The sequence below is a fragment of the Klebsiella sp. R390 genome (genome assembly GCF_051131745.1).
Lineage (GTDB): Bacteria > Pseudomonadota > Gammaproteobacteria > Enterobacterales > Enterobacteriaceae > Klebsiella.
On sequence record NZ_CP180445.1, the window covers coordinates 940424 to 955898 of the forward strand.

A 15475-nucleotide genomic window follows, 5' to 3' on the forward strand; every position below is an offset into this window, starting at 1 on the left:
GCTAAAACGGACAACAGTGCCGGGTCTCCCCGGCACTGTTGCTGTATGGATTAACAGGAGTGTAATCAAACTGCGACGAGTTTGCACCTGTTCCGTGTTAGCGCGTCTTAATAACCAGACGATTGCTTTGCTTGACTTCTTCCATTACCACGTAGGTACGGGTGTCGTTTACACCCGGCAGGCGCAGCAGGGTTTCGCCCAGTAATTTGCGATACGCTGACATATCTGGCACACGGGTTTTCAACAGATAGTCGAAATCGCCGGAAACCAGATGACACTCTTGAATTTCTTCAAGTTTTTGCACAGCGGAGTTAAATTGCTCAAACACATCCGGCGCGCCACGATTCAGAGTAATCTCAACAAATACCAGAAGTGATGCATCCAGATAATGCGGGTTGAGCAGCGCCGTATAGCCCTGAATAAAACCCTGTCTTTCCAGTCGACGCACGCGCTCAAGGCAAGGCGTCGGTGAAAGTCCCACCCGTTTAGAAAGCTCGACGTTTGAAATACGCCCGTCTTTTTGCAGCTCATTCAAAATATTACGATCGATGCGGTCGAGATCTTTGCCAGGGCGCTTCTTGCTATCTACCATTATTATTGTCTCTCTGTATTCCTTCCCTACTCCTGTTCCGACTCAGAGCCTTCACTGCCCGAGTCCATCCTGTTATTACCCTTTACGACATTGAGTAACCCAGGGGTACGTGAGAAGCCCGTTGCCTGACGGCAGTCACCAACATCACGCATGGCGTCTGTCCACACCATGCGTAGATTTCGCTAACCCGGATAAAAATGGCATCTGCGTGCATGAAAATTCGCCACACGCGAAACACTGTTTTTTTCTTCCATGGATGTTTTCGCAAAAGCACAGGGGATTGTCAAAGCAAAACATCGATTTTTAGTACAAGATGCCAGATATTCATTATACCCCCCCGTTGATTCTCATGTTTTCATCTTATAATTGTCCCGCTGACAGTAGAATTAGTTATATTCCTCGTTCGTTAAATCACCAATTCATCGGCTACTTCTATTGCACACATCGTTAACAAAATCGCTGTGCTCTTTTTTTACGACAACAAATTCCCTACAATCCAGCCCAATGTATGCCAATAAATTATGGGGATCTCATGGGCACGACCAAACACAGTAAACTGCTTATTCTTGGTTCTGGACCTGCGGGATATACCGCTGCCGTCTATGCAGCGCGCGCAAACCTGCAGCCAGTGCTGATTACCGGCATGGAAAAAGGGGGTCAGTTGACCACCACCACAGAAGTGGAAAACTGGCCTGGCGATCCGAACGATCTGACCGGCCCGCTGCTGATGGAACGCATGCATGAGCATGCAACAAAGTTTGATACCGAAATTATTTTCGACCATATCAACAGCGTCGATCTGCAAAACCGTCCTTTCCGTCTGGTGGGCGACAGCGGTGAATACACCTGTGACGCATTAATTATCGCCACCGGCGCGTCCGCACGTTATCTGGGGCTGCCGTCGGAAGAAGCGTTCAAAGGCCGCGGCGTATCCGCCTGCGCAACCTGTGACGGTTTCTTCTATCGCAACCAGAAAGTCGCCGTTATCGGCGGCGGCAACACTGCAGTTGAAGAAGCGCTGTATCTGTCTAACATCGCCGCTGAAGTTCACTTGATCCACCGTCGCGATTCTTTCCGCGCCGAAAAAATCCTCATTAACCGCCTGATGGATAAAGTGGCAAATGGCAATATCGTGCTGCACACCCATCGCACGCTGGAAGAGGTCACCGGCGATCAGATGGGCGTGAGTGGTCTGCGTCTGCGCGACACGCAGAATACCGACAATATCGAGTCTCTGGACGTTGCCGGCCTGTTTGTTGCTATCGGCCACAGCCCTAACACCGCCATCTTTGAAGGCCAGCTGGCGTTGGAAAACGGCTATATCAAAGTGCAGTCAGGGATCCACGGCAATGCCACCCAGACCAGCGTTCCGGGCGTCTTTGCTGCCGGCGATGTGATGGACCACATCTATCGTCAGGCGATCACCTCTGCTGGTACCGGCTGCATGGCTGCACTGGATGCCGAGCGTTATCTTGATGGTTTAGCCGACGCTTGCAAATAATCTTTACAAGTCAGTAACAAAGGTAAAGAAGGCGACGAAAAGTCGCCTTTATTTTTTCCTCGTTGTAACATTGCCCAGCCTAAAAACCTCATAACTACACCTGCAAAGTGCGCAATGAATAAAACCCGTCAGCAAGAGTTAACACGTTGGTTAAAAAATCAAAGCATTCTCTCCCGTCGCTGGTTGATGATTTCCCGTGCGTTGGGGGTCATTAGCGGTCTGCTGATCGTCGGCCAGGCCTGGCTGCTGGCGCGGATCCTTCATCGCATGATCATGGAGAATATTCCGGCAACGGCGCTGGTGCTGCCGTTTATTGTGCTGGCATTAATTTTTATTCTCCGGGCCTGGGTGGTCTGGTTCCGCGAACGGGTGGGGTTCCTGGCCGGACAGCATATTCGTTGCGAAATTCGCCGCCAGGTGCTCGATCGCTTACAACAGGCGGGCCCGGCGTGGATTCAGGGAAAACCGGCAGGAAGCTGGGCAACGCTCATTCTTGAGCAAATTGATGATATGCACGACTACTACGCGCGCTATCTGCCACAGATGACGCTGGCGGCTTGCGTGCCACTGTTGATTGTCCTGACTATTTTCCCGATTAACTGGGCCGCCGCGCTGATTCTGCTCGGTACCGCACCGCTGATCCCGCTGTTTATGGCGATGGTCGGCATGGGTGCGGCTGATGCCAACCGTCGAAACTTTCTGGCACTGGCCCGGTTGAGCGGCCATTTTCTCGATCGCCTGCGTGGCATGGAAACCCTGCGGCTGTTTCATCGCGGTGAAGCAGAAACGGACAATATTCGTGAAGCCTCTCAGGATTTCCGCCAGCGGACGATGGAAGTGCTACGCCTCGCCTTTCTCTCGTCGGGCGTGCTCGAGTTTTTCACCTCGCTCTCTATTGCGCTGGTGGCGGTCTATTTCGGTTTCTCCTATCTTGGCGAGCTGAATTTCGGCCATTACGGCGTCGGAGTGACCTTGATGTCGGGTTTCCTGACCCTGATCCTGGCACCGGAGTTTTTCCAGCCACTACGTGATTTGGGCACCTTCTACCATGCGAAAGCACAGGCCATTGGTGCCGCAGACAGCCTGAAGACGTTTATGGAAACGCCGCTGGCACAGGATGAAAAAGGTGAAAAAGTGCTCAGCGACAATGAGCTGATTCGCCTCGAAGCCCGTGATTTATTGATTAAATCCCCGGAAGGAAAAGTTCTGGCGGGGCCACTCAATTTTACGCTTCCAGCCGGTAAGCGCGTGGTGCTGGTGGGCCAAAGTGGCTCGGGGAAAAGTTCACTCCTCAACACCTTAACCGGTTTTCTTCCTTACGATGGCTCGCTGCTGGTCAACGGTATTGAACTGCGCGACCTCGACGCCAGTCGCTGGCATCGCCTGCTCAGTTGGGTGGGCCAGAACCCGCAACTTCCGGCGGCAACTCTGCGTGAAAACGTGCTGTTGGCCTGGCCGGAAGCCACCGAGGCACAGCTCCAGCTCGCGCTGGACAAAGCCTGGGTAAGCGAGTTTGTCTCTCAGCTGCCACAAGGTATTCACACGCCGGTCGGCGATCAGGCCGGTCGCCTGTCCGTCGGCCAGGCCCAGCGCATTGCCGTGGCGCGCGCGCTGCTGGTGCCCTGCCGTCTGCTGTTATTAGATGAACCTGCAGCCAGCCTCGATGCCCACAGCGAGCAGCGGGTGATGCAGGCATTGTTTAACGCCTCGTCGCAACAAACCACGCTGATGGTCACCCACCAGTTGGAAGGTATCGCCGATTGGGATGCAATCTGGGTGATGCAGGATGGTCAGATTGTCGAACAGGGTACCTATGCTCAGTTGGCTGCCGCCGAGAGTCATTTTGCGACTCTGTTAGCCCACCGTCAGGAGGAGATTTAAATGCGCGCATTATTGCCTTATCTGGCGTTGTACAAGCGGCATATCTGGCTGCTGACGATCGGCGTAGTGCTGGCGATTATCACCCTGCTGGCCAGCATTGGCCTGCTGACGCTTTCGGGCTGGTTCTTATCCGCCAGTGCCGTGGTAGGTGTCGCCGGGATCTACAGCTTTAACTATATGCTTCCGGCTGCGGGGGTGCGTGGTGCGGCGATTCTGCGTACCGCCGGCCGCTATTTTGAACGTCTCGTCAGCCATGACGCCACTTTCCGCGTTCTGCAACATCTGCGCGTATTCACCTTCAGCAAACTGCTGCCGCTCTCCCCCGCCGGGCTGGCGCGCTTTCGCCAGGGTGAACTCCTTAACCGGGTGGTTGCCGACGTCGATACGCTGGACCACCTCTATCTGCGAGTGATCTCCCCGCTGGTCGGCGCGCTGGTCGTGATTCTGGTGGTTACCGCCGGCCTGAGCATTCTCGACGTCACGCTGGCGCTGACTCTGGGTGGGATCATGCTGTTAACGCTGGTAATTTTGCCGCCGCTGTTTTATCGCGCCGGAAAACCGACGGGTGAACATATCACCCAGCAGCGCGGACAATATCGCCAGCAGTTGACCTCCTGGTTACAAGGACAGGCAGAGCTGATGCTGTTCAGCGCCAGTGACCGCTACCGGGCACAGATGGAAAAGACCGAACAGCGCTGGCAGGAAGCACAACGTCGCCAGGCGGATCTCACTGCCCTGTCGCAGGCGCTGATGCTGCTGATTGGCGGTATCGCGGTGATTGCCATGCTGTGGCTGGCCTCTGCCGGGGTTGGCGGAAACAGTCAGCCGGGCGCGCTGATCGCCCTGTTTGTTTTTTGCGCCCTGGCAGCATTTGAAGCGTTGGCTCCGGTCACCGGTGCGTTTCAGCATCTTGGTCAGGTCATTGCTTCCGCTCGTCGGATTACGCAAATTACCGAACAACAACCAGAAGTCACTTTCGTCCCGGGAGCGGAACAACCGCCTGAGCGCGTTGCGCTGACCCTGGATAAGGTCACCTTTAGCTATCCACAACAGCCTGCCCCGGCGCTGGATAGCGTCTCGTTGCAGGTCACAGCAGGCGAGCATATCGCGATTCTGGGGCGTACCGGTTGCGGCAAGTCGACACTATTACAGCTTCTGACCCGCGCCTGGGATCCGGCGCAGGGTGAGATCCTGCTTAACGGCCAACCGTTAGCGCACATCAATGAAGCTTCCCTGCGTCGGGCGATGAGCGTTGTTCCTCAGCGGGTGCATCTGTTCAGCGCCACGCTGCGCGACAACCTGCTGCTGGCCGCCCCTGGCGCCAGTGATGCTCAGCTCACCAGTACCCTGGAACGCGTCGGTCTGGAAAAACTGCTGGAAGACAGCGGCCTTAATGCCTGGTTGGGCGAAGGCGGCCGTCAGCTTTCCGGCGGTGAGCTACGCCGACTGGCCATCGCCCGTGCCCTGCTGCATGATGCCCCGCTGATGCTGCTTGATGAGCCCACCGAAGGGCTTGATGCGACAACTGAAAGCCAAATCCTTGATTTGCTGAGTGATGTGATGCGTGAAAAAACCGTCCTGATGGTTACCCATCGTCTGCGCGGACTGGCACGTTTTAATCAGATAATTATCATGGACAACGGGAAGATTATTGAGCAAGGTAATCACGCAGAACTGCTGGCGCAACAAGGGCGTTATTACCAGTTTAAACAGCGTCTGTAGACGGGATATTTCCCCTCGTTTTGCGTATATACTTTATGCGTTTCAGGGCACCGGCATGGTGCTCTTGCCCCAGCCATTAACCTGAAATGACAGCGGTAGTGGCTGGTTGAAACACAGCGAGTCTATTGGACAATTGCCTGGTGCGTATTGAGGTTAAAATGCGTCTGGTTCAGCTCTCCCGTCAGTCCATTGCCTTCCCTTCTCCGGAAGGGGCTCTGCGCGAACCGAATGGCCTGCTGGCGCTCGGCGGCGATCTCAGCCCGTCACGCCTGCTGATGGCCTATCAGCACGGCATTTTCCCCTGGTTCTCTCCGGGCGATCCTATTTTATGGTGGTCCCCCGATCCCCGTGCGGTCTTGTGGCCAGAACAGTTTCACCTCAGCCGCAGCATGAAGCGTTTTCACCAACGCTCTCCCTATCGCGTCACGCTCAATCATGCGTTTGGCCAGGTCATTGAAGGTTGCGCCGAAAATCGTGATGAAGGTACGTGGATTACCCCTGGCATCGTCAAAGCCTATCATCAGCTCCATGAACTGGGCCATGCGCACTCGATCGAGGTCTGGCAAAACGACACGCTGGTGGGCGGCATGTATGGCGTGGCTCAAGGGGCGTTGTTTTGTGGTGAGTCGATGTTCAGCCATGCGGAAAATGCCTCAAAAACGGCGTTACTGATTTTCTGTCAGGTATTTGCCCGCGATGGTGGTAAATTGATTGACTGCCAGGTGCTGAATAATCATACGGCATCGCTGGGAGCCATCGAAATCCCTCGTCGTGATTATCTTGACCGTCTGGCCGAATTACGTACCTGCCGCCTGCCTGCACGATTTTGGGTACCGAGGGTGCTATTTGCCGGCCATGTGTAAATGTTTTCAGCACATTTTTCACCATGATGGTATAATTGCGCAGTAGAGTAGCTTCTGCCTGTTGCCCCGCCGCCGTTTGGGAATAATAAGAGTCAGATAACGCCCATCGTTCTGTCACTCCCCCCTTTACGTTTGCGCCTGTCATGCGGCTTTTCCGTGTGGATTACGGGCAATGCGCCAAAACTACTTCAGAAATTTATATCCTGAATAATTTAGGATGCGTCGGGTTGGTAATGTTAAGCCCCTGGCAGCATCAATAACTATGTGACCGCGTAAGCGAAGGCAGCCTGAAAGATAAAGTGCACAAACGTAAACCTTTACTTACTCGCTGAACTTCGGCATTATCTTGCCGGTTCAAAACTACGGTAGTGATACCCCAGAGGACTAGATGGCCAAAGAAGACAATATTGAAATGCAGGGCACCGTACTTGACACGTTGCCTAACACAATGTTCCGCGTAGAACTGGAAAACGGTCACGTGGTAACTGCGCATATTTCCGGTAAAATGCGTAAGAACTACATCCGCATTCTGACGGGCGACAAAGTGACTGTTGAGCTGACCCCGTACGACCTGAGCAAAGGCCGCATTGTCTTCCGTAGTCGCTGATAGTTTTCCGCCCTCGTGGCGTCAGATGCTGAAGGCCGGGATAATTCCCGGCCTTTTCATTTCTGCAGCCGCCTAAAATTGCGGCATAAAAAAACCGGCCAACAGGCCGGTTTTTTGCGATAACCACAGGGTAGAACTTTTAATGTGCGGTTTCCGGTTTATGTTTCTGCGCGCTCTGGAAGTTATAGGTCAACGCACCCTTCTCTTTATCCAGCGCGACGGTCACCTGCCCACCGTCAACCAGTGAACCAAACAGCAGCTCGTTGGCCAGCGGTTTTTTCAGGTTATCCTGGATAACACGCGCCATTGGGCGTGCGCCCATTGCCCGGTCGTAGCCTTTTTCTGCCAGCCAGTCTCGTGCTTCCTGACTCACTTCCAGCGAGACACCTTTCTGATCCAGCTGAACCTGCAGCTCGACGATAAACTTATCCACCACCTGATGGATCACCGTCGTGGAGAGATGATCGAACCAGATAATGTTGTCGAGGCGGTTACGGAACTCCGGCGTAAAGATCTTTTTGATCTCATCCATCGCATCCGGGCTGTTATCCTGCTGGATAAGGCCGATCGATTTACGCTCGGTCTCACGCACCCCGGCGTTGGTGGTCATCACCAGCACCACGTTACGGAAGTCCGCCTTGCGGCCGTTGTTGTCGGTCAGCGTACCGTTATCCATCACCTGCAACAGCAGGTTAAAGACGTCCGGATGGGCTTTTTCGATCTCATCAAGCAGCAGCACCGCATGCGGATGCTTAATTACCGCATCGGTCAGCAGCCCGCCCTGATCGAAACCAACGTAGCCCGGAGGCGCGCCAATCAGGCGACTGACGGTATGACGTTCCATATACTCGGACATGTCAAAACGCAGTAACTCAATGCCCAGCGCTTTTGCCAGCTGCACGGTCACCTCGGTTTTCCCAACCCCGGTCGGCCCGGCGAAGAGGAATGAACCAACGGGTTTGTGCTCGTGGCCCAGGCCCGCACGCGCCATCTTGATAGCCTCAGTCAAAGCTTCAATGGCTTTACCCTGACCAAAGACCAGCATTTTCAGACGGTCGCCGAGATTTTTCAACGTATCGCGATCGCTCTGCGAGACGCTCTTCTCTGGGATACGAGCAATACGCGCCACCACCGACTCGATATCCGCCACGTTGACGGTTTTCTTACGCTTGCTGGCCGGCATTAAACGCGCCCGCGCCCCGGCCTCATCGATCACATCGATAGCCTTGTCTGGCAAATGGCGGTCGTTAATGTATTTCACCGCCAGCTCTACCGCCGCACGTACCGCTTTCGCGGTGTAACGCACATCGTGATGCGCTTCGTACTTCGGTTTCAGGCCGTTGATGATCTGCACCGTCTCTTCCACAGAAGGTTCGGTAATATCAATCTTCTGGAAACGACGTGCCAGCGCACGGTCTTTTTCGAAGATATTGCTGAACTCCTGGTAAGTGGTTGAGCCCATCACCCGAATTTTGCCGCTGGAGAGCAGCGGTTTAATCAGGTTAGCCGCATCGACCTGGCCACCAGAAGCCGCACCCGCACCGATAATGGTGTGGATTTCGTCAATAAACAGAATGCTGTTGGTATCCTGTTCAAGCTGTTTAAGCAGCGCTTTGAAACGTTTTTCAAAATCACCGCGGTATTTTGTCCCTGCCAGCAGAGAGCCAATATCCAGCGAGTAGATGGTGCAATCGGCCATAATCTCTGGCACATCGCCTTGCACAATGCGCCAGGCAAGCCCTTCAGCAATGGCGGTTTTACCGACCCCGGATTCACCCACCAACAGCGGGTTATTTTTCCGGCGACGGCACAGTACCTGAATCGCACGCTCCAGCTCTTTTTCGCGGCCGATCAACGGATCGATTCCGCCGACGCGAGCAAGCTGATTGAGATTGGTGGTGAAGTTTTCCATACGATCCTCCCCGCCTGCTTGCTCTTCATTGCTGGGCTGGCTTCCGCTGTTATCGGAAGGCTGGCTCGGCTCGTCTTTGCGTGTACCGTGAGAAATGAAGTTAACGATGTCAAGACGGCTGACTTCGTGTTTACGCAGCAGATAGGCCGCCTGCGATTCCTGTTCGCTGAAAATCGCGACCAGTACGTTGGCGCCAGTTACTTCACTGCGGCCAGAGGATTGGACATGGAAGACCGCGCGTTGCAGCACACGCTGGAAACTCAGCGTCGGCTGAGTATCGCGCTCTTCTTCCGTGGCGGGCAGTACGGGTGTGGTCTGTTCGATGAAGGCTTCGAGTTCCTGACGCAGCGCTACCAGGTCCACGGAGCAGGCTTCTAACGCCTCGCGGGCCGAAGGGTTGCTGAGCAGCGCCAGCAACAAGTGCTCGACGGTCATGAACTCATGACGGTGCTCGCGCGCTCTGGCGAAAGCCATATTTAAACTGAGTTCCAGTTCTTGATTGAGCATAGGCACCTCCCCCAATTTTCATGCCTGTCTTCAGGCTTTCTCTAGCGTACACAGCAACGGATGCTCGTTCTCCTTCGCGTATTCGTTCACCATCGCGACTTTGGTTTCCGCAACTTCTGCAGTAAATACACCACAAATCGCTTTACCTTGATAGTGAACCGTCAGCATCAGTTGCGTTGCACGTTCTACATCATAAGAAAAGAATTTTTGTAACACGTCAATAACAAACTCCATTGGAGTGTAGTCATCATTGAGCAATATCACTTTATACATAGATGGTGGTTTAAGTTCATTACGAACTTCGTCTTCTACCAGCTGATCGAAATCCAGCCAATCTCTCTTACTCATCGTCAATGTTCATCAATGGTTGCTGTTGCCAACAGGCGGCGGCCTGTTGATGACCAGTGGCTATGCACATCACAAATCTACAATAGATCATAGATAACTATCATCTATTACTTCCATCCGCGATGTCTGTCACATTCCCCGGCAATAGCGTTAACTGCTTCAAATTTTGACGCATTTTTCGCCTTCCACTACCGTCAATCGCTTGACGCATTTCCGTATTTCTCTAAATTGTACTAGCGAGAGTTGGCGAGCATTTGAACAACTCGTCACTCCACTACCGGTTCATTCCATCTTACTTATAAAGAATTACGAAGGATGTCGAAGTATGGAAATGGGTACTGTTAAGTGGTTCAACAATGCCAAAGGGTTCGGTTTTATCTGCCCTGAGGGCGGCGGCGAAGACATTTTCGCCCATTACTCCACCATCCAGATGGATGGTTACAGAACGCTAAAAGCCGGACAAGCCGTTCGGTTTGATGTTCACCAGGGGCCGAAAGGCAATCACGCCAGCGTGATTGTTCCTGTGGAAGCCGAAGTGGCTGCATAACGCTTTGACTTCATTGTGTACATCCTGCCAGTAAAATGCCAGTCCTTCTGACTGGCATTTTTTTGTTTCTACTCGCGGGCCAGCGCGTCCACCGGATCAAGTCGCGCGGCATTGCGGGCCGGAAGCCAGCCAAACAGCACGCCGGTCAGCGTCGAACATAAAAAAGCGGTGACCAGCGCCAGCGGCGAAAAACCGATTTCCCAGCCGGGCAAAAACAACTGCAGAACGAAGGCGATCATCAACGATAACGTCACGCCCAGCGCGCCACCAACCAGGCACACCAGCACCGCTTCGATCAAAAACTGCTGCATGACATCGCTGGCCCGTGCCCCGACCGCCATCCGAATACCAATTTCACGGGTCCGTTCGGTCACCGATACCAGCATGATATTCATGACCCCAATACCGCCCACCACCAGCGCGATCACCGCCACCAGGGTCAGAAACAGCTGTAATGTATGTGTGGTCCGTTCCGCCGTTTTCAAGATGCTATCCATATTCCAGGTAAAAACATCTTTTTTACCGTGACGCAGTTCCAACAGACGCAACAGTTGCTGTTCGGCGGTCGCACTGTCATAACCTTCGCGCACGCGCACGGTTATAGAGTTCAACCACGATTGCCCCATCACCCTGCCGGCCATGGTGGAATACGGCAGCCACACCCGCAGAATTTTACTGCTGCCAAACATCGACTGTTTCTCATCCGCCACGCCAACGATGGTGGCAGGCATATTGCCCACCAGAATGATCTCCCCGACAACACGCGCTTTATGCGGAAACAGCTGGCGGCGGGTATTGCTATCCAGCACCACCACCTGCGCCCGGCTGTTAAGCTGCAGTTCGTTGAAGGTGTTGCCCTCGCTGAAGGTCATCCCGTAAACATTAAAATACTGTGGCCCTACGCCTTCCGCACTGGCGGCAACGTCAACGTTGTCGGCACGCAGGCGCAGGCTTTTTGACACCGCAGGCGTCGCAGAGCTCACCCAGGGCTGTTTTTGAATTGCCAGCAGGTCGTCATACTTCAGCGCCTGCTGGTAACGAGGATCGTCATCGCCGAAATCTTTGCCGGGATAGACGTCAATGGTGTTGGTGCCAATGGCGCGAATATCGGCCAGCACCATCTGCTTCGCCGCATCCCCGACCACCACAATCGACACCACAGACGCGATACCGATGATAATACCGAGCATGGTCAGCAACGTGCGCATTTTGTTCGCCGCCATCGCCCGCCACGCCATCACTAACGCCTCGCGAAATCCGTTGGTGAACTGGCGCCACGCGGAAGGCTCCGCCCGACTCGCCTGACGCAACACGCCGCCGTCCGTTATTTCCTTCGCTGGCGGGTTACGCACAATTTCGCCATCGTGGATCTCAACGATCCGCTCAGCCTGCGCCGCTACCAACGGATCGTGGGTGACGATGATCACCGTATGTCCCTGGGATTTCAACTGATGGAGGATCGCCATCACCTCTTCCCCCGAGCGGCTGTCCAGCGCGCCGGTGGGTTCATCAGCCAGAATCACCTCTCCGCCGTTCATGAGCGCCCGGGCAATACTGACGCGTTGCTGCTGGCCGCCGGAAAGCTGCGAAGGCTGGTATTCCGCCCGCTCGCCAAGACCCAGCCGCATCAGCAGCTCGCGTGCGCGCTCCAGACGCGCCCTGCGTTCCGTCCCAGCGTAAACCGCCGGGACTTCAACGTTCTGCGCCGCCGTCAGGTGCGACAGCAGATGGTAACGCTGGAAGATAAAACCAAAATGTTCCCGACGCAGCCGCGCCAGTTCGTCACCGCTCAGTTGCGCAACGTCCGTCCCGGCCACGCGATAGGTGCCGCTGGTTGGTTTATCGAGGCAGCCGAGGATATTCATTAAGGTCGATTTACCCGAGCCGGAGGCTCCGACGATGGCGACCATTTCACCGGCGGCAATGTTCAGCGTGACGCCTTTCAACACATCAACGCTGCCGTCACCGGAGAGATAGCTGCGACTGATATCACGCAGTTCCAGCAACGCCGTCATTTTGCGGTCCCGGCATGGCTTTCGCCGGTGATAACCTCATCACCCTCATCCAGCCCTTTCACCACCGCAACATCAGTATCATTGCGCGCACCAATCGTCACTTCACGCTCTTTTACTTCGCCGGTTCGCAGCAGGCGTACGTTGTAGCGGTTATCACCGACAGCATCGCCCAGCGCACTCAGCGGGATGGTGATAACATTTTTCACTTCCGCCATCTGAATATGCACCTGAGCCGTCATCTCCAGGCGCAGAATGCCCTGTGGGTTCGGCACTTCAAAGCGGGCATAGTAGAAAATGGCGTCATTGACCTTTTCCGGGGTCGGCAGGATATCTTTCAGGCGTCCTTCATAACGGGTCAGCGGATCGCCGAGCACCGTAAACCACGCTTTTTGCCCGGGACGAAGGTGAATCACATCGGCTTCAGAGACCTGGGCTTTTACCAGCATGGTACTGAGGTCTGCCAGCGTCAGGATATTCGGCGCCTGCTGCGCAGCGATCACGGTTTGCCCTTGCAGGGTGGTAATTTGCGTCACTTCACCGGACATCGGCGCCAGGATGCGCGTGTAGTCGAGGTTGGTTTTGGCAGTATCTAAGGTTGCCTGATTGCGCTTAATCTGCGCCTCGATGGTGCCGATTTGCGCCTCTTTCACCGCCAAATCCGTGGCCGCGGTATCGAGCTCCTGGCGTGATACCAGCTGACGCTGGGCCAGCTGCTGCTGACGCGCTAAGGTAACCGCCGCCAGCTTGCGCTCTGCACGGGCTTGATTGAGCTGGGCACGCAGCTCCATCAGCGTGGCGTCGACTTCTTTTATTTGGTTTTCTGCCTGCTCGGGGTCAATCACCCCCAGCAGTTGATCTTTCTGGACTTTGTCGCCGATATTCACCCGCAGCGTTTTCAACTGCCCGCTCACCTGCGCCCCGACATCAACCTTGCGCAGGGCGTCCAGCTTACCGGTCGCCAGCACGCTCTGCTGTAAATCCCCCTGGCGCACCACCAGCGTCTGATACTGCGGTAACGGCGCATTCAGTATCCGCCATCCCCAAACGGCCACGGCCAGTACGATGACGGCCAGCAGCCACCAGAGTTTCCTGCGCTTTCCATTAAGCTTCATAACTATTCCTGATGTATTTACCCGCAGAGCAAGATGCCAATTCTATCCGCAGTGCACGTAAACATAACGCGGAATTTGGCTAAAGCGGATAATTTCCGCCTTAGTCGGCGCGACCACGCGCCAGCCAGAGTACCCGGGAAAACATTTTCTTCAGCAGCGTTGGCACTGACTCAATGCCACGACGCCCGGCTTCCATTGCCACTTCAATCGCCAGATCCGGTTTCGACGAACGATGAATCGCTTTGGTGATCACCCGGCGCATGTTCATCGGCACGTTCGGCGGCAGTTGCGCCACCCGATGATAAACATCGTTAAAGCCCTGGCGGTACATAAAGTGTTCCATATCCAGCGCCGGCAGCACGGTCAGATGGTCGCGCTCCAGATCGCGGTCGTCGTTGAGCAAGCTACGTACCGTAGCGGCATATTTTTTCCCGGCTTCATCACCATCAACCAACACGTGCCACTGAATGCCCATCCGGCGGGCAAACTTAATCAGCGGCTTGAGGCCCGACTGAGCAAACTCAATGACCTTGACCCCTTCGGCATCGAAATGGTGCCCGCACTGCCGGGCCAGTTCGTTGATGACCCAGGTCTCCGTCTCCCCTTCCACCAGCAGCCAGCAGCGGGCAAACAGCGAAGAAGCACGATTAAAACGGATATGAAAAGCAATGCGCCGGCTGTCTTCGGCGTTCATTCCACCCGGCCCGAGCCGCCAGGCCGAGACGCGCGAAGACTCGCGCACCAATCGACAAACATGCTCCACCGGCGTCAGCGACAGCAGTTCACCAGAGTTGGTGGTGGTGACCTGCTGCAACGGCAGTAAATTAAGGAGGTGCCAGGCCACCGACAGCATGATCGGATGCAGGCGGGTTTCCGGGTCTTCGATCAGTAATAAAGGGCGCGCATCGCGGTCAAGCCGTACCGTCCCTTTTGCCTGTAGCAAGGTTGAAAACAGTCCCAGTAGAATCACCCGATGGCTGCGGCCGCCGGGTTTATCAATCATCCGGTTGATAATGTCCAGATAACGCCAGCTGCGTTGCTCATCATGAGAATGCCGGCGCATCAGTCGGTTGCGGGACTGGGCGCTGCTCTGCTCGGCAAAGTAGTGTTCCAGCAGTTGCACCATGGCCGACAACCCCTGACGAATCTGGCTGTCGGTTAGGTTTTGCGGGTGGTTCACCAGCTCACGGGAAAGAAAGTCCAGTTGTCGGGCGGTTATCTCAATTTGCGGTGAGTGTGGCACAGTGTCGTTGTGAATGCGGCGCATAAAACGCGCATCACGCAGACGCAACACCGGCATCAGCCGCACCAGATGCCGCACCATCTCATCGATATCGTCCAGTTCCAGTGCTTCGCCTTTGCCATTGATGAAGCTGCGCAGCGTCATCACGCTACCATCTTCCGTCAGCTCACCTTCCAGACGATAAAAAATGCGCTGGTAACCATCTTCACAGGGCACCCAGCAGTCGTTAAGCGGGCGGAAACGGCGCACCCGGTGGTGGCCCGGTTCGTTCTCACGGAAGGTTAAAATAATATGCAGATGGTGCTCGCGTCCCTGTACATCACCCGGTGGGAACCAAAAATCATCGCGCACAAAGTGGTACAGCTCAAATTCTGGCGACAACAGTAGCGTCAGCGCATCCAGCAGGCTGGATTTACCCCAGGCATTTTCGCCGATCAGAACGTTATTTTGCTCCAGCATCAACGATAAACGATTGATACCGCGAAAACCGACGATCTCTACCCGCTCAAGATGCATATCCCCTCCGCTCAGTAACCACTTTCTCCTTCAGTTATCAGCAGTATAGCGACACATGCCTGAACATGACACTGTTCACCAGCATCGCGGTGCGACGTAAAGTCCATAA

Annotated in this window: 12 protein-coding genes; 6 read left to right on the plus strand and 6 right to left on the minus strand. The window is 54.8% G+C overall.

The window, feature by feature from the left end:
• Positions 1-97 precede the first annotated feature (97 nt).
• Positions 98-592 (minus strand): leucine-responsive transcriptional regulator Lrp, encoded by a 495-nt coding sequence (lrp, locus tag ACMYSP_RS04335; RefSeq protein ID WP_002439523.1) that lies wholly within the window; start codon positions 590-592, stop codon positions 98-100.
• A gap of 532 nt (positions 593-1124) precedes the next feature.
• Between lrp and trxB the strand changes: the two genes are divergently transcribed.
• The 5 genes from trxB (at position 1125) to infA (ending at position 7166) form a co-directional block, all read left to right on the plus strand.
• Complete coding sequence (trxB, locus tag ACMYSP_RS04340; protein WP_434585736.1) at positions 1125-2093, plus strand: thioredoxin-disulfide reductase; 969 nt, start codon at positions 1125-1127, stop codon at positions 2091-2093.
• 114 nt (positions 2094-2207) lie between these two features.
• Positions 2208-3974, plus strand: coding sequence for a heme ABC transporter permease/ATP-binding protein CydD (gene cydD, locus ACMYSP_RS04345; RefSeq protein ID WP_434585737.1), 1767 nt, complete (start codon positions 2208-2210; stop codon positions 3972-3974).
• On the plus strand, positions 3975-5696 hold the full coding sequence (cydC, locus tag ACMYSP_RS04350) for a heme ABC transporter ATP-binding protein/permease CydC (protein WP_434585738.1): 1722 nt from the start codon (positions 3975-3977) through the stop codon (positions 5694-5696).
• A gap of 158 nt (positions 5697-5854) precedes the next feature.
• On the plus strand, positions 5855-6559 hold the full coding sequence (gene aat / locus ACMYSP_RS04355; protein ID WP_434585739.1) for a leucyl/phenylalanyl-tRNA--protein transferase: 705 nt from the start codon (positions 5855-5857) through the stop codon (positions 6557-6559).
• Positions 6560-6947: 388 nt separating this feature from the next.
• Positions 6948-7166, plus strand: a complete 219-nt coding sequence (infA, locus tag ACMYSP_RS04360; RefSeq protein WP_002211347.1) for a translation initiation factor IF-1 — start codon at positions 6948-6950, stop codon at positions 7164-7166.
• Positions 7167-7305: 139 nt separating this feature from the next.
• Here the strand turns inward: infA and clpA are convergent, their stop codons facing one another.
• Together clpA and clpS are read right to left on the minus strand one after the other, a co-directional pair.
• A complete protein-coding gene (gene clpA / locus ACMYSP_RS04365; protein ID WP_434585740.1) occupies positions 7306-9585 on the minus strand; it encodes an ATP-dependent Clp protease ATP-binding subunit ClpA in 2280 nt (759 codons plus the stop codon).
• Between the two features lie 30 nt (positions 9586-9615).
• Positions 9616-9933, minus strand: coding sequence for an ATP-dependent Clp protease adapter ClpS (gene clpS, locus ACMYSP_RS04370; protein WP_004860017.1), 318 nt, complete (start codon positions 9931-9933; stop codon positions 9616-9618).
• Positions 9934-10258: 325 nt separating this feature from the next.
• Here clpS and cspD point away from each other — a divergent pair, with 325 nt between their 5' ends.
• Positions 10259-10480, plus strand: a complete 222-nt coding sequence (cspD, locus tag ACMYSP_RS04375) for a cold shock-like protein CspD (RefSeq protein WP_123756144.1) — start codon at positions 10259-10261, stop codon at positions 10478-10480.
• A gap of 68 nt (positions 10481-10548) precedes the next feature.
• Here cspD and macB read toward each other — a convergent pair whose 3' ends face one another.
• The 3 genes from macB to ACMYSP_RS04390 form a co-directional block, all read right to left on the minus strand.
• On the minus strand, positions 10549-12495 hold the full coding sequence (macB, locus tag ACMYSP_RS04380) for a macrolide ABC transporter ATP-binding protein/permease MacB (protein ID WP_434585741.1): 1947 nt from the start codon (positions 12493-12495) through the stop codon (positions 10549-10551).
• A complete protein-coding gene (gene macA, locus ACMYSP_RS04385; protein WP_434585742.1) occupies positions 12492-13607 on the minus strand; it encodes a macrolide transporter subunit MacA in 1116 nt (371 codons plus the stop codon). Before macA ends, macB begins: the two co-directional genes overlap by 4 nt.
• Before the next feature lie 100 nt (positions 13608-13707).
• Positions 13708-15366 carry an ATP-dependent endonuclease gene (locus ACMYSP_RS04390; protein ID WP_434585743.1) on the minus strand — a complete coding sequence of 553 codons (1659 nt, stop codon included), beginning with the start codon at positions 15364-15366 and terminating at the stop codon, positions 13708-13710.
• Positions 15367-15475: the final 109 nt, after the last annotated feature.